The 22204-nt window shown below is 49.7% G+C and carries 4 protein-coding genes and 4 pseudogenes; 1 reads left to right on the top strand and 7 read right to left on the bottom strand.

The features are described from left to right. Positions 1-264 precede the first annotated feature (264 nt). Positions 265-1938, bottom strand: a complete 1674-nt coding sequence (locus tag Xsze_RS17620) for an FGGY-family carbohydrate kinase (RefSeq protein WP_038235816.1) — start codon at positions 1936-1938, stop codon at positions 265-267. 31 nt (positions 1939-1969) lie between these two features. Continuing rightward, a complete protein-coding gene (locus tag Xsze_RS17615) occupies positions 1970-2698 on the bottom strand; it encodes an SDR family oxidoreductase (protein ID WP_038235818.1) in 729 nt (242 codons plus the stop codon). Positions 2699-3821: 1123 nt separating this feature from the next. Here Xsze_RS17615 and Xsze_RS17610 point away from each other — a divergent pair. Next, positions 3822-4697, top strand: a complete 876-nt coding sequence (locus Xsze_RS17610; protein ID WP_038235831.1) for a GNAT family protein — start codon at positions 3822-3824, stop codon at positions 4695-4697. A 780-nt stretch (positions 4698-5477) separates the two neighbouring features. Here the strand turns inward: Xsze_RS17610 and panP are convergent. The 5 genes and pseudogenes from panP to Xsze_RS23505 all read right to left on the bottom strand — a co-directional run. Next, on the bottom strand, positions 5478-7142 hold the full coding sequence (gene panP, locus Xsze_RS17605) for a pyridoxal-dependent aspartate 1-decarboxylase PanP (RefSeq protein ID WP_038235821.1): 1665 nt from the start codon (positions 7140-7142) through the stop codon (positions 5478-5480). 103 nt (positions 7143-7245) lie between these two features. Next, positions 7246-9117: pseudogene (locus Xsze_RS23520) on the bottom strand (thioesterase domain-containing protein); the annotation flags it as partial. A 93-nt stretch (positions 9118-9210) separates the two neighbouring features. Beyond that, positions 9211-12405, bottom strand: a pseudogene (locus Xsze_RS23515) (non-ribosomal peptide synthetase); the annotation flags it as partial. A gap of 186 nt (positions 12406-12591) precedes the next feature. Further along, positions 12592-15402 (bottom strand): annotated as a pseudogene (locus Xsze_RS23510) (non-ribosomal peptide synthetase); the annotation flags it as partial. Between the two features lie 123 nt (positions 15403-15525). Further along, positions 15526-22110 (bottom strand): annotated as a pseudogene (locus tag Xsze_RS23505) (amino acid adenylation domain-containing protein); the annotation flags it as partial. Positions 22111-22204 lie beyond the last annotated feature (94 nt).

Here is a 22204-nt window from a genome sequence, read left to right as displayed (position 1 = left end):
ACAAGGCCGCCATCATAACAAGTTCATCTGTTTACAGGCAAACAATAATTGAGCAATAGTGATTAATTCTGCTTACTGATATAATGCTCAGTTTGTCGGAATAGTATGGTCATATTTCCTGCTTTTTGCTATTTTGTTTGGATATGTGATGTTGTCCAATTGGCTGAAATACCACTGCTTTTCAGGTCATGGAAGGAACCAGAGGCAAAATATCAACATATAAGAAAGCCTGTAAAAAAACAGGCTCTCTTGAATACATTGTGGCTAACCTTTAATTTCTCTGGCGCATTGCTGGAGATGTTGAAAGGATGTAAATCGAATGTTGTGGCGTTCGCGATAAGCCTCATTGGGCGAATATATGCAGCCAATGGAAGAAAATTGCGCCATTGCTTGCTCGACGCTGGCTGCAATACCTCCGGCGACTGCACCCAAAATCGCGGAGCCAAGCAGGACAGGTTCACTTGCCTGAGTGGTAATCACAGTGACACCACAGGCATCTGCAATTAGTTGACGAACTAAAGGATGCTGGCCTGCACCACCACTGATGACAATATTCTCAATGGCAGCCCCTGATTTTGCCTGTGCTTCAATGATTTGCCGCAGCCCGTAACCGATACCACAAATACCCGCGGTATAGAAGGAAAGCAGGTTATTGAAATCGCTTTCCATATTTAACCCAGCAATCACAGCACGCGCATGGGGATCGGCAAAAGGCGCCCGGTTTCCTAAAAACTCAGGCACAACGTGAATACCTTCCGTCATTTCGACAGCTTGGGAGGCAGATTGTGTTTTTTCCATGACGCTATCAGCTAAAAAAACCGGCAAAGGTATACTTTTTTTCTTTGCCAATGCCTTGGCTTCCTTTGCTGCCGGATGCAAAGACAACAGTTGCTCGATTGCCGCACCCGCTGCACTTTGCCCGCCTTCATTCAGCCACATGCCGGGGACCATTGCAGAAAAATAGGGTCCCCAAACACCGGGTATGAATACTGGTTCCTGCGTGGTTGTCATTGTGCAGGAAGAAGTACCGAAGACATAAGCCATATTGCGGGTTGCATCACGGTTAATGCCAACGGTTCCTATGCCGCCGGCGTGGGCATCAATCATGCCTGCCGCGACGGGAGTACCTGCCAGTAAACCCATCTGTTGCGCGGCCTCTTCAGTTAATCCCTGACCACAAGGTGTCCCTGGTTCAACAATATCCTGGCCGATGCGGGCAAAATTTTCATCTGCGAGCTCCGCTAAACCTATTTGGCGAAAATAGTCTGCATCCCAGCGTTTTTCGTGTGCCAGATAGGTCCATTTACAGGTTACGGTACAGGTAGAGCGGGAGAGGGAACCGGTGGATTTCCAGGTCAGGAAATCTGCCAGATCAAAGAATTGCCATGCATTATCAAAGGAGTGACAGAGGTTTTCTTTCAGCCAGAGGATCTTGGGGGTTTCCATTTCCGGTGATATTTTTCCGCCAACATAATGGAGTACCGGGTGGCCTAATGCGTTGATGCGTTCAGCCTGTGCCACGGCCCGATGATCCATCCAGACAATGATATTGCGGTTCGGGTCTTGACTCGGACTGACGGAAATCGGCTCCTTATCTTGCCCCAGTACAACTAATGAGCAGGTTGCATCAAAACCGATACCGGCAACTTGTTGCGGTTTGCTCCCTGAGTGCAACATGGCCTCTCTGATGCAGTAGCAGACGGCATCCCAGATTTCCCGGCTGGACTGTTCGGCAAAATGAGCACTATTCAGTGTACGACAATTCAGTGTACGACAATTCAGTGTACGGCAATCACGATAAAGCGTTATATCACGCTTGGCGGATGCCAGCATGTTGCCGTTCATATCAAAAATACCAGCACGGGCACTGCCTGTACCGACATCGACACCAATGACGACACTGTCGCTTTTCGGGGTGTTCTGTTCGTTATTATTCATAGTCTTTCTTTCAGCCTTATCTCTTTTGTGGTTAGAGGTCAACGTTACTGGGTAGAATGACTAAGTCACGGACAGTCACATTTCTCGGGCGGGTTAACATGAACAAAACGGCTTCGGCCACCTCGATAGGTTGCATCAGGCTGCCATTTGCCAGCGCTTCATCCATTTTGGCTTTCGGCCAGTCATCCAGCAGCGCAGTGACTACCGGCCCCGGAAGTACGGCACCGACACGCACACCATGTTTGGAAACCTGACGGCGGGTAGAATGGACAAAGGCTTGAACCGCAAATTTAGATGCAGTGTAAATGGGCTCCCAAGCCACCGGTATCATACCGGCAATAGAGCTGGTAAATAATACATCGCCGGACTTTTGCTCAATAAAATGCGGCAGAACGGCACGGACACTGCGGAATGCGGCATTGATGTTCAGATTAAGCACTTTATCCCACACATCAGGATCACCTTCTGCAACAGGCCCACCGACATAAGCCCCGGCGTTGGCATGGAAAATATCAAGGCGTCCGGCTTTTTTCAGTATTCCGTCAAGCATACCGTCGACTTGTTCTGGTTCCATCAGGTCAACAACCAGCGGGATGGCATTTTCACCGAGTTCTTCAACCCGTTGCATCAGCCGATCTTCAGCGCGATCAATCAAAACAACTTTAGCTCCGGCTTTGATAAGAGTACGGGCACATTCAAGGCCGATGCCTGATGCTGCCCCGGTGATTGCCGCGACTTTATTTTCTAGTGATATAGCCATAACGAATACTCCGGTCATTTTTTATAGGGTAGAGGAGATTATCGGATAAAAAGTCAAAACAAATTAGCTTGGTTCAATTGATGTAGCAGCATTGCGGTTTTTCATATTTAATGTCAAGCGAAGGAAAAAAGAGAAATAAAAAAATGATATTCTTGAGTGCGATTTTTTGTTAATTCAAGGGGTTCGCTGATTGACTGAAATTAGGGGAATGAGGGAAATGAATGACACAGAAATAATCAGGCAGGATATTTCATCGAGGCTTGAGCATGTTTTTGTCTTGATAGACTCAGGGAATACTGACAACGGTTAATTGAAAATTTTTCCACATACGGCCACATTGATTACATGACCAACTTTTTTCTTTGGGATAACGTACGATGCCATAGTAATTACAGAATGGGCATGTTTTTGGTTTGTAAGTGTTATTGATCTTTTTTTGAGTTAAGTGTGTATGATTGTCTGGCATATCACCTCTTTTTTAGATAGCAAGTAAAAGCACCTCAATCAATTGAGATGCTTCTTAACTGAATTATTTCATTCTCTTGTATGTAAAAATAGCATACAACATGCAAAATACGCCAATAGCCATTAAGACGACACCTAATCCAGCAGTACCAAACTGTTCATATAATGGATAAAGGACCCTCGGAATTCGGGTCACTTCTTTTTCCGGTGAAAAATGGGGAATGCCATAAATAACAAACCCTATCCCTAAAGTAAATATAATAAACAGCCTTATTTTTATATTCAAAATTGTAACCTTTCTTTTAGATTTAATCAGTTCTCATTCCCAATATTAGGGATTATTAATAATTATAATCGTATAAGCTTATTGTCGTCAAAGCAAAAACTCTTTACTTACGTGGCTTTTGTATGATTACAAAAGAAGCTGATTAAGTTTTGGATTTAATATGAATAATATGTTTATAGTTGCCAATTGTTATTATATGCAGTTTTTTCTCTATTGTGCGTTTCTAAAATGCTAAACAGTCTGATTATTTTTGTGAAATGTTAATATGATACAAAACTATAAATAATGAGGAATGCATCAAGGTAGTCCATGTTGATGATTTACTGTTTGTGTCTTATCCTTAATTTTTTACATATTTCATGGGCATATATAATGTTTGGTTGGAAAAGCGCTAGCTTTGATAATTATAAAGAAGCTTATGCATTATATGGCGGTGGGATTTCAACTTCACCAGAAGTACTTCAATTTTTACATTGCCGATTTGATTTTAAAGAGAAATTTTTTGTCAGGGAAGATCATGAAGGTAAAATACTATCTGCACTGTGTGTTTGGGATTCTCGTTATTTGGCGGGTGAACCCGGAATATACCAAAAGGTAGGTGCACCTTATCCGATTTGTTCTGATGAGATAATTTTCCCCAGTAAAGATAACATAAAATTTATATTACCTTTTAAGTCAAAGCATTTATCTCATAAAAATTCAAAATCAGCTATAAACAGTTCACATGCAATTAACGCTCACCGTGAAATCTGCGTTGTTAAAAAATTTTCAAGTAAAACAATCAATACAAGAAATCGTGAATTAAAGAAATTTTTAGGTAGTGATGGTTCTCTATTGAATATTTGTGATATATCAACGGATGAGTTTGTTGATATTTATGATGAGTTATATTTTATGAGGCGGCAAGTTCATATCAATAAAAAAGCAACAAAGGAGTTATTGGATGAGATCCCATCATTGAAATTCGGTCATATTCTTATGTGGAAAAAACAACCTGCTGTGGTTCAGTTTGTCTTGAAAAAAGAGTGTGTAAATTGGGTTAATTTCGATTTTGTTAACACTGGCAGGGATATGAATTTGAAAGATGCCTCTATAGGCACTGTCGCCATGTGGGTTAATGTCAGAAATGCTCTGGTACTGGCAGAAGAGAAAGGGGTTGCAATGAGATTTAGTTTTGGCAGGCCCACGTTTGATTACAAGGATCGTTGGTGTCATCGGGAGAAGTTATATAAAGTCATTACATTTTAACTTTATTTTAATATGCTAATTAAAATCTCAAGAAGATTAAAAATGAGTTTGGTGAAAAGAGTGTTTTATTTTGGCTACCTAGGGCAAATAAATTTAATTTATTTGCCCTGGTTGGTGGGATCGTTCTCAGCAAGCTAGCTGAGATGGACATTTATTCATTATAACTAGCTGATATTTCATCATATTTTTATTTATTTTTAAATAAAAACTTAACACTAAATCGGCTGGCGAAAATCAATGCAACAGGTATAACGAATAGATATAAAATCGAAACGCTAAAAAGAACATATATCTTTTGAGTATAATTGAGATCTATCATGACGATAATGGTTTTTATGCCAATAAGTAGCAAGAAAAGTAGCAGAATAGCTGAAAGTATACTTAATGCCACAGAAGTGATTAGACGGCAGAATAAAATAGGTGAGGCTGTTTTTTCTGATTTTTTAAATAAGTTTATTAGTGAGATATATTGAATTGGTGCGAAAATAGAAACAAAATAATAAACAGAGAGGTCAGCGTTAATGAAGTTATTTAATAATATCATGTCCATTGTAAAATCAGAGTTAAATTTGATAATTTGTATCAAAAAATCATTAAGTAAATGAATAAGAAAGAAAATAAAAATGAAGGGATTTAAAATTTAATTCCGTTTGATTGGGTATTACAAGTCTGTTTAATGGATTTTAATATATCGCCAATAAAACAGCAATGTGAAAGGTGATATGAAAGGCGACGGAATATTTAATCGCCTTGAACATGATAACTGGCGCGTTATAGATATCAGTCTTGCAGTGTTTTCCAGTATGGGCTTTGTTGGGCTAACTGACGCTGTTCTTTCAACATGTCATCAAGCATTTCCAATGTCGTCAGCGGATTGGCCAGTACAACACGAAAAACGATGGTGGGTTGCCCGGCCCATTGCACCGGGCGGAGACAGGTGCGTGAAACAAAGGAGTTTCCCGCAGTCCATTGCATGGTCTGAATATTTTGGTTGAGTGCATTAAGCGCTTCGTGCAATGTTTGTTTTCTGGCGTCAGGCCCTTCGCATAGCGCCTGCAACACTGCTTGTGGCGCATACCGGTAAGTCAGCAGGCAGAGCTGGGGTTCGCTGATTAATTCAAAATCATCTTGCTGGCGGATCATGTTTGCGAATTGTTGTGCTTTTTCGATGCTTGCATCGATCAGGTTTCCCAGTCTTCGCTTGCCCAACAGATGAAAATTGCTGTGCAGCATCAGAGACATTGCGCTGCGTGAACCTTCCAGCGTATGGCGACCCAAATCTTTCGATCCTTTGCGTAAAATGTAGTTGGCATGCTGCGCAATGGCATCCGTCAGGGCGGGTTGACGGAACAGAACCATGCCTGAACCCATGGGAACGTACATTTGCTTGTGGGCATCAATGGTGACGGTATCGGCGCGCTCAATGCCCGCGAATAAATGCCGGTGGCGCTCTGACAGTAAACTGGCACCGCCCCAGGCCGCATCGACATGGAAATGACATTGCTCCCGTTCAGCAATATCTGCCAGCACATTTAATGGATCGATGGCGCCGGTTTCCGTCGTACCGGCAATGCCGACAATCGCCATCGGCTTGATATTGCGTTCGTGCAGGTGCTGCAATTGGGTGTGTAAATCATCAATGCAGATCCGCCCGTTTCTGTCAGTGTTGACTTTTATCAGTGCATCTTGCCCCAATCCGAGCACGTCAGCGGTTTTTTTCAATGAATAGTGCCCCAGTTCTGATACCAGAATAGCCAATCCATTGTAACCATAATGAAGGAGTCCCCTGGCCAGCCCTTCACGGGCAATGCCGGAAAAATCGCCGTCTGCCGGCATCAGTTGGTTGCGGCATGCCCACATGGCCGTCAGATTGGCCAGCGTTCCCCCAGAACAAAAAGCGGCCAGAGCATGGTCGCCATCATGAAGCCATTGATGATAGAAATCGTCATCACGGTCATAGACCAGTTTGTGCATCATGCCCAGAACCTGACGCTCAAGTGCAGTTAGGACATGAGAAGTCTCTAATTTGACCAAATTCTGATTCAACGCGGTCAATATCTTACTGAGTGCAGGCAAATGGGTGGGAAGGGCAGATGTCATGTGACCCACAAAAGTGGGTGAGGATACAGGGACTACCTGATTGAAAACATCTGTCTCCAAATGCCTGATATAGGCCTTGGCTTCAACCGGAGATTCCGGAATATCCACCGAAGAAAACATTTTTTCAAGCTCAGTCAGTTCGCATATTGGCTTGTTGAGTTCTCGATGACAAAAAGTAACAGGGTCACCCGCAATATTTGTTTCCAGTTCGAGCAGTTGTTCCTCATCGACATGGGAAATGAATTGGTCGATGAGCGCTTGCCATTCCTGTTGCTCCATGCAGGAAGTGTCAGGTGTTGTTTTATCTGCCTCGTTGCGATCCAGACTGTCAAGAAAATGCAGCATAATTTGCCTCTTTAGAATCACTAACCCGCCCTGAGTCAGGGCGGACCCCATATTACAGGTGAAGGGAACAGCCTTCACCGTTCTGACCATAAGCCATCAATCATTATTTCAGCAATGGGTTATCGACATAAGTTAATGCCTGCCATAGTGTTGCTGTCCATTGGCCGATTTGGGGCTCGGACAACATCGTCATGTGATTGCCGGGCACCATCATTGCGTTTAGCTGTGTCACATGGTTGTTCCATTGGATCTCGCGCGTGCTTTTTTCATCGGCATCCCCTTGCTCCGCATTGACCAGATGAACAAGCCCCTTATAGCGCGTGCGCGGTTGATAGGCGGTATTCAGGTTAGCCTGCATCACACGGATGATGCCCTGCAACAGTGACATGGGGGTTTTGGCAGGGAATAGCCCGACTTTCACCAAGGCATTGTGCAGGTGCTGAGTGTGTTCATTCTGGTCCATATTGTCGAAATCCTGCCTTGTGAGCGGGAGAGGCTGCTCTAATATCATATTGTAGATATCAATGAGCTCCATGATCGTTTCAACACGGTTGTATGATTTTAGCGGGCTGCCTTGTTGGTTGGGCTCATCAGTGTCGATAAGGATCAGGTCAGAGACGGTTTCTCCCTGAGTCTGCAATTGCAATGCCATTTCGAAGGCAATCCAGCCACCAAAAGAGTGCCCCAGCAGATGATAAGGGCCGTGGGGCTGGATTTGGCGGATAATCCGGAGATAAGCGCGCGCCGCTCCCTCGACACTGGCGTAAGGGACGTTATGTTCGTCAGTAAACCCCCGTGCCTGTAAAGCATACAGCGGTAATTGCCGGGGGAAGGCCAGTGTTAACCCAAGCAGACTGGAAGGGCTGGCCCCCGCTCCGGGCAGGCAAAAGAGCGGTGATACCCATTGCGAGCCTTGTTGAACCATGACACTGGGATCAAATGCAGGCACAGCGCCCAGATGTTCGATGATGGAATCGGCCAGATGGTTCAAGAACGGACGGTGCATGATGGAGAAATGGGTTCCGCCAGTCAGGTGGACTTCTGAATGCTGACCGACAATATCACGCCAGCCGCGCCAGATATCTTCAGGGCCGTCATCGGCTATATAAAGGTGAACGGGCAAGGATGACTGGGGTGCGGTGTAACTTTGGCCCAGTTGTGTAATCATCTCGGCGCTGTAGAGCCGCAGGAGAATATCTTCGCGGGTGATCGCTGAGGGTAACCATTGGCGCTCAATGCAGTAGTCAATCACTTGCTCCAATTGGCTGAATTTATACAGCGCTTCCAGAGCCTGCTCGTCGTGGATATTTTCTTGAGTACGCAGTGAGTCAATGAAGGAGGCAATTTGTTCTGCTTCCTTATCCACCGTCTTATCGGCGGTGATTGATGGCTGACCGGGGTCTTTATCGCTATCAGGGTGAAGGTAGGAGTCGATCATTCCGATGAATTCGACGGTTTCACCCTCTGCGATAAGCTGCTGGGCGATTTCATAGGCAATTAATCCACCTATTGACCAGCCGGCCAGACGATAAGGCCCTTGTGGCTGGATGCGGCGGATTGCCTGAATATGGCAGGCCGCCAGCGCCTCAATGGATGCCGGTGGATGCTCAAGGGTATGAATGCCAAGCGCCTGTAACGCATAGACAGGAAGCTCATCCGGCAGTAAAGCCGCCAGCGGTGAATAGACCAGAGGGTCGCCGGATGCTTCATGGATCAAGAATAAAGGCAATAAAGATCCTGTCGGGTTGAGGGGAACAGGATTTGTATCAAAGGGAGAAATGGGCATAACAGGGTGTTCTCCGACGATGGAAGCCAGATGGCATAAAGTGGGATGAGCGAATAAAGCGGTCAGGGGAACTTCCATATTTTTTTCACGCATAAGATTTAACAATTTTACCGCGAGCAGTGAATGACCGCCGAGTTCAAAGAAATGGTCATGGCGGCCGATGCGCTCCAGACCCAGTAAATTTTGCCAGATTTCAGCTAGGGCAATTTCAGTTTCACCGCTTGGTGCTTCATAGCCGTGTGTGACAAGGGCAGAATCATCAGGATCAGGTAAAGCCTGACGGTCGAGTTTGCCGTTCGGTGTCAGCGGAAAACTGTCCAATATCACATACGCACTGGGGAGCATATAGTCAGCAAGATACTGGGTGAGTTGCTGGCGTAACTCTGCGGGCACAAGTTCGGCTCCTGATTGTGGCAGCAGATACGCGACCAGACGTTTTTGTCCCGCCTTATTTTCGTCGGCCATGTTTTTATAAGCAAGCACTTCGCGAGCCAATACCCGTGCTTCACGTACACCGTGACATTGTTTCAGTCTTGCCTCGATTTCACCGGGCTCGATACGGAAACCGCGCAATTTGACCTGAAAATCATTGCGGCCAAGATATTCAAGGTTGCCATCGGGCAGCCAACGGCCCAGATCCCCGGTTTTGTACATGCGGGCATTTTTATCCTGGGAGAATGGATCGGCAAGGAAACATTCGGCTGTCAGTTCAGGGTGATTCAGATAACCCCGGGCAACGCCGTGCCCTGCAATGTAAATTTCACCGGTTGCCCCCAGTGGCACAGGTTGGCGGCAGGCATCAAGGAGATAAATCCGGGTATTGGCAATCGGGCGGCCAATAGGAACAGAGCGTGTTACATCGACAAAAGACGGAATAGTATAGGTCGTGGCAAAGGTGGTGGTTTCTGTCGGGCCGTAGCCATTGAATAAATGGTCTGGCCTTGATTCAGCCTGTTGTACTTGCTGAATTTTATTGGGATCAAGGACATCGCCGCCAACGAGCAAATAGCGTAATTGCCCGAACAAGGGCCTGAGGGTGTCGAGATATTCATTGAACAAACCGGTGGTTAGCCAAAGAGCGGTGACTTTTCCTTTGATGAGTGAATCACAGAAACGTTTCGGATCGAACAGCACAGGTTGTGAAACGACATACAGACGTCCTCCGTTAAGGAGGGCCGCCCAAATTTCCCATGTCGATGCATCGAATGCAATGTTGGCACAATGGGCAATACAATCATCCGGGCCGATATCCGCAAAACCACTGTTGATGATGAGGCGGAGAACGTTGCGGTGTTCAACCATGACCCCTTTGGGTTGTCCGGTTGAACCGGATGTGTAAATCACATAAGCCAGATGGCGTGATGTCAGCCCCCGCATGTGCATTTCGGGATTGTGGGTGGACAGAGTCTCCGGCAATATGTTTTGTGTATCAATATCTTGTGTATCAATGTCTTGCGTATCAATGTGTTGTATATCAAGAATGACCAGCGGTATTGTATCGGGCAGTTTGGCAAGTTGTGATGCCTGGGTCAGCAACACAACCGGTTCGGCGTCTTCGAGCATATACGCCAAGCGTTCGGCCGGATAATTCGGGTCAAGGGGGACATAAGCACCACCGGCCTTAAGAATGGCAAGCAATCCCACCACACTGTCAAGGCTGCGCTCAACACAAATCGCGACCCGATCATCGGGTTGTACGCCCAACGCAATCAGATGATGGGCCAGACGATTGGCACGTTGGTTCAATTCGTGATAACTCAGTGTCTGGTCTTCATGCACCACGGCAATGGCATCAGGTTGCTGTACAGCCTGAGCTTCAAACAGCTGGTGGATCAGCGCATCTTGCGGAAAATCCGCCTGAGTTGCATTGAACTCCGCCAGGAGTTGCTGCCGCTCTGATGGCGGCAGCATCGGCAGGGTAGCAACCGGTTGGTTTTCATCGGCAACCATCGCCGTCAATACATGGGTTAAATAGCTGACCATGCGTTCCACGGTTGTGGCATCGAACAGATCCGCCGCATATTCCAGAGCCCCTGCCAAACCTGTTTCCGTTTCAACCAGTGATAACGTGAGATCAAAATGTGTTTTGTGGTGCGGTTGTTCAAGGGGCTGCAATTGTAATCCCGGTAATGCCAGCATCTGGGCGGGGGTGTTGTTCAGGGTCAGCATGACCTGAAAGAGCGGGCTGTAACTCAGATTGCGTTCGGGTTGGAGTGCTTCTACAACTTGCTCAAAAGGTAAATCCTGGTGGTCATAGGCGGCAAGTGCCCGTTCATGCACCTGCGCAATCAAATCAGCGACGCTGGAACCGTGACGCAATGTGACACGCAGTGCCAGCGTATTGACAAAGAAACCAATCAGTCCTTCAAGTTCATGATGAGGGCGGTTGGCAACCGGTGTGCCGATGACAATATCATCCTGACCACTGAGCTTGGAAAGTACGATGCTCCACGCCGTCAGTACCGCCATGAATAATGTACTGTTGTGGCGTTGTCCGAGGGCTTTGACTGATGTCAACAATGGTGCGTCAAGATGGAAAGAAATTTGATCACCGACGTAAGATTGCAGCGCCGGGCGTGGCCGATCGGTGGGAAGCGTCAGCAAGGCCGGAATGCCATCTAGCTGATGGCACCAAAAATCACGTTGTTCAGTGAGACGGGTGCCTTGCAGTATCTTATGTTGCCAGACCGCATAATCCGCGTACTGAATCGGCAAAGGAGGCAGAGGATCGCCGTGGCCATTAAGGGCAGCATGATTGAGGGCAGCACAGTAGAACTCGCCCAATTCACGTACCAACACACCGATGGACCAGCCATCAGTGATAATGTGGTGCATGGTGAGCAACAGCACATGTTCTTCATCTGCCAGTTTCAGCAACTGCCCACGGATCAGCGGGCCTTGAATGAAATCAAACGGCATTTGCGCTTCTTGTTCAGCGAGTCCGGCAACACGCTGCTCATGCAGTTCCGGCCCAAGCTGGCGCAAGTCATGGAATGAGAGAGTAAAACCAATGTCAGCGGGATCAACATGCTGGCAAGGTTGACCCTCGACCAGGAGAAAACGGGTACGCAGGCTCTCATGGCGGGCGACCAGACGGTTCAGTGCAACCGTCAGGGCATGATGATCAAGCAAACCACTCAGGCGCAGTGCTGTTGGCAGATGGTAAGCCTGACTTGCTGACGGATCGAGCTGTCCGATGAACCACAGGCGTTGCTGGGAAAAAGACAGCGGCAGCGGCTGGCTGCGGTCTGCCACAGGAATGACGGCCTGCATTTCGATGGCGTGATCTGTCAATGTGTCATGCTCCGTCAATGTGGCGTTATCCATCAATGTGGTGTTATCCATCAATGTATGAGCCAACTGCATCAGAACGGGCTGGGCAAACAATTGCCGTAAGGATAATTCTCGTGCCAGTGTCTGGCGAATGCGTGCGACAAGCTGGACAGCCAGTAGGGAATGGCCGCCGAGCTCAAAGAAATGATCATGGCGCCCGACACGCTCCAGTCCCAGCAATGTTTGCCAGATTTGCGCCAGCGTGGTTTCTGTTTCGCCGACGGGGGCAACATAATCGCGCGTTGCCACGGAAGAAGAATCCGGCGCAGGGAGTGACTGCCGATCAAGCTTGCCATTCGGTGTGAGTGGGAAAGCATCAAGTGTGACAAAGGCACCGGGCAGCATATAGTCCGCCAGATGCCGGGCGAGTTGCTCGCGCAGTTCCGCGGGGACTAATTCAATGCCATCCTGAGGTTGGAGATACGCAACCAACCTTTTTTGTCCCGGTTCATCTTCGCGGGTGATAACAACGGCTTTGCGCACTCCCCGGCACGCCATTAATTTAGCTTCAATTTCACCCAGTTCAATCCGGAACCCACGGATTTTAACCTGAAAGTCATTACGGCCGAGGCATTCGATATTGCCATCTGGCAACCAGCGCCCGAGATCGCCGGTTTTGTACATGCGGGCATTCGGGTCTGCCGAGAACGGATCGATAAGGAAACGTTCCGCTGTCAACTCCGGACGATTGAGGTAGCCACGGGCTATGCCTGCACCTGCGATATAAATTTCTCCTGCGACACCAAGGGGGACAGGCTGGCCGTATCCGTCAAGAATATAGATTCTGGCGTTGGCTATCGGGCGTCCGATAGGGGGAAGCAGGGGCCATGAGTGGCGTTCTTTGTCCAGAATATAAGACGTGACAACGTGACTTTCTGTCGGGCCATAATGATTGTGCAGCCGACAGTGATCAGCCCGTTGTAAAAGGTGCTGAATGGCAGGCGTAATACGCAGTTGTTCCCCGGCCGTGATAATATTTCTCAGACAAGAAACAGCTTCTTGCTGGTCGTTGGCTGCCTCTGCAAGTTGCTGGAGAGCGATATAGGGAAGAAAAATGCGATCAATGTGTTCCTGTTCAATCAGCCTGAGCAGTTGGTGCGGTTCGCGGCGCACCGTTTCATTAATCAGAACTAAACAGCCACCTTCACACAGCGTTGTAAAGGTTTCCTGAAAGGCCACATCAAAACCCAGCGCGGCAAATTGCAGGGTTTTACCGGCTCCGGAAGGTTGTGAGGGGGCATGGCGGTGCCATTGCAGTAAGTTTGACAACGCCGCCAGCGGCATTTCCACCCCTTTGGGCAATCCTGTCGAGCCTGAAGTATAAATAACATAAGCCAGATGGTGTGAAGCTAACCCCCGCGCAAGGGGATCGGGGTTGAAAACGGGTTGCGTCATCAGGCGTTGGTTCTGTTCTTCGGCATCCAGCACCACCATAACATGCTCGGTTGAGGGGATGACGTTGTTCAGCCTGCCAGCAAGGGCACGTTGGGTGAGCAAAGCGACCGGCTTCGCATCGCCGAGCATATAGGCCAGCCGCTCAGCCGGATAAGCCGGATCAAGCGGTACGTAAGCGCCACCCGCTTTAAGAATGGCGAGCAATCCCACCACCATATCGAGGCTGCGTTCAACACAAATTGCCACTCGTTCATCAGGGCGGACACCCAATGTGATTAAATAATGCGCCAACTGGTTGGCCCGGCGATTCAGCTCACCATATTTCAGTGACTGATTGCCAAATACCACGGCTGCCGCATCGGGGTTTTGGGCAGATTGATGCTCAAACAGGCGATGAATAAAGGTGTCTTCCGTATAGTTTTCTTCAGAGGCATTGAAATCTTCAGGGGCATTGAAATGCACCAGCAGTTTTTGCCGTTCCGCATCCGACAACAGGGGCAAGGTGGCAACAGATTGCGTGTCATCTGCGCTCATTGCGGTCAGTATATTTTTCAGATACCCGACCATTCGTTCAATAGTTGCAGAATCGAATAAATCTGCGGCGTAGGACAGTGAACCCACGAGCGCGGAATCCGTTTCAATCAGGGCCAGTGTTAAATCAAACAGCGCGCCATAATGTCCCTGCTCAACCGATGAGAGCTGTAAATCAGGCAATGTCAATTGTTGGGGCGGGGTATTGTTTAAGGTCATCATCACCTGAAAGATCGGGCTGTAGCTCAGACTGCGTTCAGGTTGCAATGCTTCGACTATTTGTTCGAAAGGCAGTGCCTGATGTGCATAGGCAGCCAGTGCCTGCTCTCTGACCTGTGCAAGTAACTCAGTCACACTGAGGTCATCACGGAACCTGATGCGCAATGCCAGTGTATTGACAAAGAAACCAATCAGCCCCTCCAGTTCCTGATGCGGGCGGTTGGCGACCGGTGTACCGATAACCACATCATCCTGACCACTGAAACGGGCGAGGACGATGCTCCAGGCGCTCAGCAGCGTCATAAACAGCGTGGTGTTATGGCGCTGCCCGAGTTCTTTAAGTGATGCCAGTAGCGGGGCATCGAAGCAGAAAGGAACCTGGCCACCGATATACGTTTGCACCGCAGGGCGGGGCCGGTCGGTCGGCAGTGTCAGTAAGGCCGGGATACCCTCAAGCTGGGCACACCAGAAATCACGTTGTGCCTTCAGCATCGCCCCCTGTTTCGGGTCGCGTTGCCAGACGGCGTAGTCAGCGTACTGGACCGGCAATGCCGGCAGGGAAACTTCATCGTTATTCAGCGCTGCACGGTAATAATCGCCCAGCTCGCGCACCAGTATACTGACAGACCAGCCGTCAGTGATAATGTGGTGCTGGGTAAGCAACAAGACATGTTCTTCGTTTGCCAGTTGCAGCAACTGACCACGGATCAGGGGGCCATGGGCAAAGTCAAAGTGAGTTCTCGCTTCAAGCGCAATAAGTTCAGCGATACGTTGGTCGTGCAATGTTGCAGGAAGTTGCCGCAAATCCTGATATGACAGCGAAAATCCGCTATCTGCCGGATCGATATGCTGGAAGGGTCGTCCTTCAATGGCGACAAAGCGGGTACGCAGGCTCTCATGTCGGGTAACCAGACTGTTCAGCGCAAAAGTCAGCGCGTGGCGATTGAGTGAACCCGCAAGACGCAGTGCGGCGGGAAGATGGTAGGCCTGACTGGCAGAAGGATCGAGCTGGCCCAAGAACCACAGGCGCTGCTGGGCAAAAGACAAAGGCAGGGGTTGGCTGCGATCGGCTGTCGGGATCAAAGCCTGGGCTGTTTGGTCAATGTCACCCAGCGCATGAGCCATCATCATCAGAACAGGCTGAGCAAAGATTTTGTGTAATGGCAGTTCGCGTCCCAGTGTCTGGCGTATGCGCGCGACAAGTTGAACGGCAAGCAGAGAGTGACCGCCCAATTCAAAGAAATTATCATGACGCCCGACGCGTTCCAGTCCCAATAACGTTTGCCAGATTTGCGCCAGCGTGGTTTCTATGTCACCGGCAGGCATTTCATAGCGCTGAGCGATGACCGACGACGGGTCCGGAGCGGGAAACGCCTGTCGGTTAAGTTTGCCATTGGGGGTCAGCGGGAACGCATCAAGTGTGACAAAGGCACTGGGCAGCATGTAGTCCGCCAGATGTTGGGCGAGTTCTTGCCGCAGTTCAGCCGGTTTCAGTTCAACGCCTTCTTGTGGCCGCAAATAGGCAACCAGACGTTTTTGTCCCGGTTCATCTTCACGGGCGAGCACAACGGCTTCACGCACACCGTGGCATGTCATCAATCTCGCTTCAATTTCACCCAGCTCAATCCGGAATCCCCGTAATTTAACCTGAAAATCATTGCGGCCGAGATATTCGATATTGCCATCCGGCAACCAGCGCCCAAGGTCACCGGTTTTATACATGCGGGCATCCGGATTTGCAGAGAACGGATCGGGAAGGAAGCGTTCTGCGGTCAGTTCAGGGCGGTTCAGGTAACCACAGGCAACGCCATCGCCTGCGATATAAATTTCCCCGGTGACACCGAGGGGGACCGGACGGCCGTGGGTATCGAGAATATAGCTTCGGGTATTGGCGATGGGGCGGCCAATGACAGACGCGTCTGGTACACCGACTTCAGCGGAATATTCGTACCAAGTGGCATCGCCGGTGATTTCAGATGAACCATAGAAGTTGAGTAACCGGAGCCAAGGGCAGTGAGTTATAGCCTCACGGGCCAATTCAGGCGCAAGTCTCTCACCACTGCAAATCAGCGTCCTGATTGTTTTCAGGCTTTCACCGTGATTTTGTACCAAGAGTTTCAGCAATGAAGGAACGACCACCAAGTGGTTAACAGCAAGACGCTGTAATCCTTCACAGAAAAGCGCAGGATCTTTTACTTCATGATCGCTGAAAACCACCAGTTTGCCACCCGCCAACGATTTTCCATCTGATAATTCCTCACCTGGTAATTCTGTGCCAGACAACAACGAACCCAGTGTTTCAGTCAGTGAGTCGACAAAGCTGATACTGGTTTTCAGTGCGGTTACCAAAGGGTGGGTGACAATGTCACGTACAAACCACAGCAGTCGGTTGCATAAGGCGTGGTGACTGTTCACGACCCCTTTGGGCAGCCCGGTTGAACCGGAAGTATAAACAACATAGGCCGGACTGTCTTTGGTGAGTGCGGATACAACCGGATTATGGTCGGGTTGTGTTGCCATCAATGATGTTTGGGCATCCAGCATGACGATGGGGATGGATATAACGTCAGCACGGGCAAAGATATTGCGTGTGGCGGTCTGGGTCAGCAACACGACCGGTGCTGAATCTTCGAGCATATAGAACAGCCGTTCAGCGGGATAAGCCGGATCAAGGGGCACATAAGCACCGCCTGCCTTGAGAATGGCGAGCAACCCGATCACCATGTCCGGGCTGCGTTCGGTGCACATTGCCACCCTGTCATTCGGGCGTACACCCAATGTGATTAAATAATGGGCCAGGCGATTGGCACGGCGATTCAATTCAGCGTAACTGAGCGATTGATCCCCGTGTTCGGTATCGCTGCAAATAATGGCGGTATCCGCAGGATGGTGTAGGACTGCGATTTCAAACAGCTGGTGGGTCAGCCTGTTTTGCGGAAAATCTGCCTGTGTGGCATTGAAGTCCACCAACAGTTTTTGCTGTTCCGCCTCGGGCAAGACAGGAATTTGCAAAATGGGTTGTTGCGGGTTACGGGCCAGCGTGTCAACCAGCCCACTGATGGCAGTAACCAGATAGTTGATAATGCGGTCAGGATCGAGGGCATCAACAGTTTGCGCCATCAGGTGGAAATCGGTTCCTGAATCATCCACTGACAGGCTGATGGGGTAGTTGGTGCGTTCTTCCGCGGTTAAGACGCGCATTCCCTGCCAGGCTGCGTTAACGGTATCGGATCCACTGGCCTGACTGTGGCGATAATTCAGCAATACACTGAACAATGGCGTGGGTTGCGCCACTCCGCTGCACTGTTGGGCCAGTGATAACGGTGCCTGTTCGTGCTCCAGCAATTCGGTCAGGTTCCGGTAGGTGGCTTGTACCACCTCCAGTGCACTATATCCGTTCACGGAATGTCCGCTCAGGGAAATCCGCATGGGCAGGGTATTGATGAACATTCCCAGCATCCTGCCCGCTCCTGAAATTCCCTGAAGACGGCCCAATAAGACGGAACCAAAGACCACATCATCATGACCGCTGGTTTGTGCCAGCACTTGCGCCAAGGCGACATGGAACAGGACACTGGGGCTGATGCCCAGACGCCGGGCCTGAGCGCGAATGGTGCTCGCCAGTTCTGATCCCACCGGACGGCGGGATTCTCTGATGGAACAGTGATTGCTCTGTACGTTGAGTATCCCGAAAGGCGCGGTTGGTTCATCAATGTCAGCAAATTGGGTACGGAAATAATCCTCATGTGCTGCCATCGGCATAGTTAACGTTTGGGCGATAAAGTTACGGTAAGGCAATGCGGGAGGCAGCATATCGGCCTGTCCCTGTGATTTGCCACCGTGCAATTTATTCTGGTGCAATTTATTCCGGTGCAAAAGAAGGGCAATTTCAGAAAAAATCAGCTCCAGTGTCATATGGTCACTGACCAGATGATGAAAGCGCAAAGAGAGCAGCCACTCATTTTGTACCGGTTCATGGGCAAAATCGGCAGCGAACAAAGGTGCACGGTTCAGGTCGAGGCGATGCCGGCGTGGATCAGTATAAGCACGTAACTGAGAGGCAACATCATCCGTGGTTTCTGGTGTCAATGGGGAAGAAGGCAACAGACGGGCAGGCAACGTTGCCTGACGCCAAACCACTTGCACTGGTTCAGCCAGATCCTGCCAATAGACAGAGGTTCGCAGAATATCATGGCGATTGATGACTCCCTGCAGGGCATCCAGAAAGGCATCAAGGCGCTCGCGGGTATCGAAAGCGAGCATACTTTGCAATAAATAATCATCTCCCTGAGTCTGCAACAAATGCTGGAACAGAATACCTTTCTGCAACGGTGCCAGCGGGTAGATATCCTGTATATTGCTTACCCCTCCGGGGATTGTCTTTGCAATCGCGTTGATTTCATCCCGGGAAAGGGAAACCAGCGGCAGCATATCCGGTGTTATCTCAGTACAGCCTGCGGAAATAAGATTGGGGGGCACAACAAAATCATGAGTGTCATTTTGCGAGGCCAGAATAGCGTGTGCCAGCTCGCTGAGAACCGGTGTGGCAAATACATTGCGGACTTCAAGCCGCCAGCCGAGGTTATGCAGTTGCTCAGTCAGGCTGACGATCATCAATGAATGCCCGCCGAGTTCAAAGAAATGGTCATGTCGGCCGACTTGGTCCAGTTTCAGCAAACCCTGCCAGATGTGCGCTAATGCGGTTTCCACTTCGCCAACCGGCGCTTCATATTCACGGCTGACGACAGCGGATGCGTCCGGCGCAGGCAGGGCCTGACGGTCGAGTTTGCCATTGGGGGTGAGCGGGAAAGCATTGAGCACCACAAAGGCACTGGGGATCATATATTCCGCAAGATGCTGAGTCAGTGTCTGGCGCAGTTCCGCAGGAATGAGCGTAACCCCTTCCAGAGGCCGCAGGTAAGCAACCAGACGTTTCTGATCCGCGATATTTTCATCAGAAAGCGCTTCTCTTACGATGACCACGGCTTCACGTACCCCGTCACATTTCATGAGCTGTGATTCGATTTCGCCCAGTTCAATGCGGAAACCCCGTAATTTAACCTGAAAATCGTTACGCCCGAGATATTCGATATTCCCCTCAGGCAACCAACGCCCCAGATCACCGGTTTTGTACATGCGCGCATTCAGGTCAGAGGAGAAGGGATCGACAAGGAAACGTTCCGCTGTCAACTCCGGACGATTGAGGTAACCACGGGCAACACCGCTGCCGGCAATATAAATTTCCCCGGCGACACCGATTGGCACAGGTTGTCCCTGTGAATCAAGGACATAAATTCGGGTATTGGCAATGGGGCGGCCGATGTGATTGACAAAGCCTGTCTCCCGCTCCATGCGTACCCATGTTGAATAAGTTGTTGTCTCTGAAGGGCCATAGAGATTGCATACACTCCGGACAGTGGAGCGGGAAAACAGATGTTCCACGAGGTGGGATTTCAGAGCTTCTCCGGCTAAATTGACTGTCTGAACGCCTGTAGGGATTGCATTGGCCTCAATTAAATGGGCAATGGCTGATGGTACGGTATTGATCAGGCTGATGGCGTGTTTTGTTGGGCCATATTTCGCTGCTGAATGCTCTGTGGCAATGAGCGATAGCGCATCGGGAATAATGTGAACCGTGCCACCTGAAATCAGCGGGGTAAAACATTCGTACACCGCTAAGTCAAAATTCAATGACGTCGCAAACAGGGTCTGGTTCAATTCTTCAGGGCTGAAAGTGTGTTTTGCCCAACAGAGGAAATTCACGGTATTGCGATGGGCGATGGCAACCCCTTTCGGCAGTCCGGTAGAGCCGGAAGTGTAAATGACGTAAGCCAGATGGGATGCAGTCAATCCCCGTGCCTGCGCATCCGGGTTAGCAGGGCATTGCGTTTTTGGGAGGGCTGTAATTGGCTGCGGTTCTGCGAAGCCCGGGGCGTTGATTATGTCTTCGATAAATACCACAGGCATGGAACCCGACACTTTATCCGCCAGTGTTTTTTGGGCCACAATGACAACCGGCGCTGCATCTTCAAGGATATAGGCCAGCCGCTCTGACGGGTATGCGGGATCGAGGGAAACATAAGCTCCGCCTGCCTTGAGAATACCCAGCAATCCCACCACGGTTTCCAGATTGCGTTCAATGCAAATTGCCACGCGGTCATCCGGACATACGCCCAGAGCAATCAAATGATGTGCCAGACGATTGGCTCGCCGGTTCAGTTCTTCATAGCTGAGTGATTGCTCATCGCAGACGATTGCTGTGGCGTCGGGGGTGTTTGCGGCCTGTGCTTCAAAAAGTTGGTGAATGAGCGCATCCTGTGGAAAATCTGATGCGGTAGCGTTGAATTCCACCAGCAGTTGCTGACGTTCCGCATCCGGCAACATTGTCAGATGGGTGATAAATTGTGTTTCATCTTTCGTCATCCCAACCAAGACATGTTTCAGATAGCTGACTATGCGTTTTATGGTTGCGGCATCAAATAAATCAACGGCATATTCCAGTTCACCAAACAGGCCGGTATCCGTTTCAGTCAATGACAATGTCATATCGAAGTGAGTGCTGTGGCGCTTTTGTTCTGCCGGAGCGAGTTGCAGATCGGGTAATGTCAGGGTCTTGGCCGGTGTGTTATTGAAGGCCAGCATCACTTGGAAGATAGGGCTGTAACTGAGGCTGCGCTCAGGTTGCAGGGCTTCCACAACTTGTTCAAAAGGCAGATCCTGATGGGCATAGGCAGAAAGTGCCCGTTCACGGACTTGAGTCAGCAGATCGGTGACGCGCAGGGTATTGTCCAGCGTCACGCGCAAGGCCAGTGTATTGACAAAAAAACCAATTAAACCTTCAATCTCCCGGTGTGGGCGGTTAGCCACCGGTGTGCCGATGACAATATCATCCTGGCCACTGAGCCGCGCGAGCACAATGCCCCAGGCCGCCAGTACGGTCATGAACAAGGTCGTATTATGGCGCTGTCCGAGCGATTTCAGCGCATTCAGCAAGGCGGCATCGAATTCAACAGGGATTTGGCGGCCGGCATAGGATTGCACTGGTGGGCGTGGCCTGTCTGTCGGCAGATCCAGCAAGGCTGGCGCACCTTTGAGTTGGGTACACCAGAAATCACGCTGCTGGGCCAGAACCGCCCCCTGTAACCATTCACGCTGCCAAACAGCATAGTCCGCGTACTGAATGGGAACAGGGCGCAGCGGGTCATCAAGGCCGTCGAATGCAGCCCGGTAGAGAACACCCAATTCATGCACCAGTACCCCAATTGACCAGCCATCAGAGATAATGTGATGCTGAGTGAGCAACAGCACATGCTCCTTGTCAGTCAGTTGCAATAATTGACCGCGGATCAACGGGCCTTGTGTCAAATCAAATGGCGTTTTTGCTTCGAGAGCCGTAAGTTCAGCAACCCGGGCAAGGCGTGTTGCCGTATCCAGCGGGCGCAGATCTTCACGGGACAGCGTGAAACCGATGTCAGCAGGGTCAATATATTGGCAGGGTTGACCTTCGACAAGCATAAAGCGGGTGCGCAGGCTCTCGTGGCGGGCGACCAGCTGATTAAGCGTCTGCGTCAGGGCATCATGGTTAAGCCGGCCGATCAGGCGCAGGGCCACGGGAAGGTGGTATGCCAGACTGGCGGCAGGATCGAGCTGGTTCAGGAACCACAGGCGTTGTTGGGCGAAAGACAAAGGGACAGGAAGATCACGTGCAACCGGCTTAATGGATGGCCGGTTTTGGTGTTTCCGGGCCTGTAGCTGTTCCTTGATTTTCTTTTTCAGAACTGCCCGTTTCAGGTTATCG

It is taken from the genome of Xenorhabdus szentirmaii DSM 16338, assembly GCF_002632585.1.
Lineage (GTDB): Bacteria > Pseudomonadota > Gammaproteobacteria > Enterobacterales > Enterobacteriaceae > Xenorhabdus > Xenorhabdus szentirmaii.
This window is presented reverse-complemented; position numbering and strand designations above follow the sequence as displayed.

Bases quoted from the DNA above. Each gene is read 5' to 3' on its own strand.
- panP (WP_038235821.1), bottom strand. From the start codon at position 7,142: ATGCTGCATTTTCTTGACAGTCTGGATCGCAACGAGGCAGATAAAACA.
- Xsze_RS17620 (WP_038235816.1), bottom strand. From the start codon at position 1,938: ATGAATAATAACGAACAGAACACCCCGAAAAGCGACAGTGTCGTCATT.
- Xsze_RS17610 (WP_038235831.1), top strand. From the start codon at position 3,822: ATGTTTGGTTGGAAAAGCGCTAGCTTTGATAATTATAAAGAAGCTTAT.
- Xsze_RS17615 (WP_038235818.1), bottom strand. From the start codon at position 2,698: ATGGCTATATCACTAGAAAATAAAGTCGCGGCAATCACCGGGGCAGCA.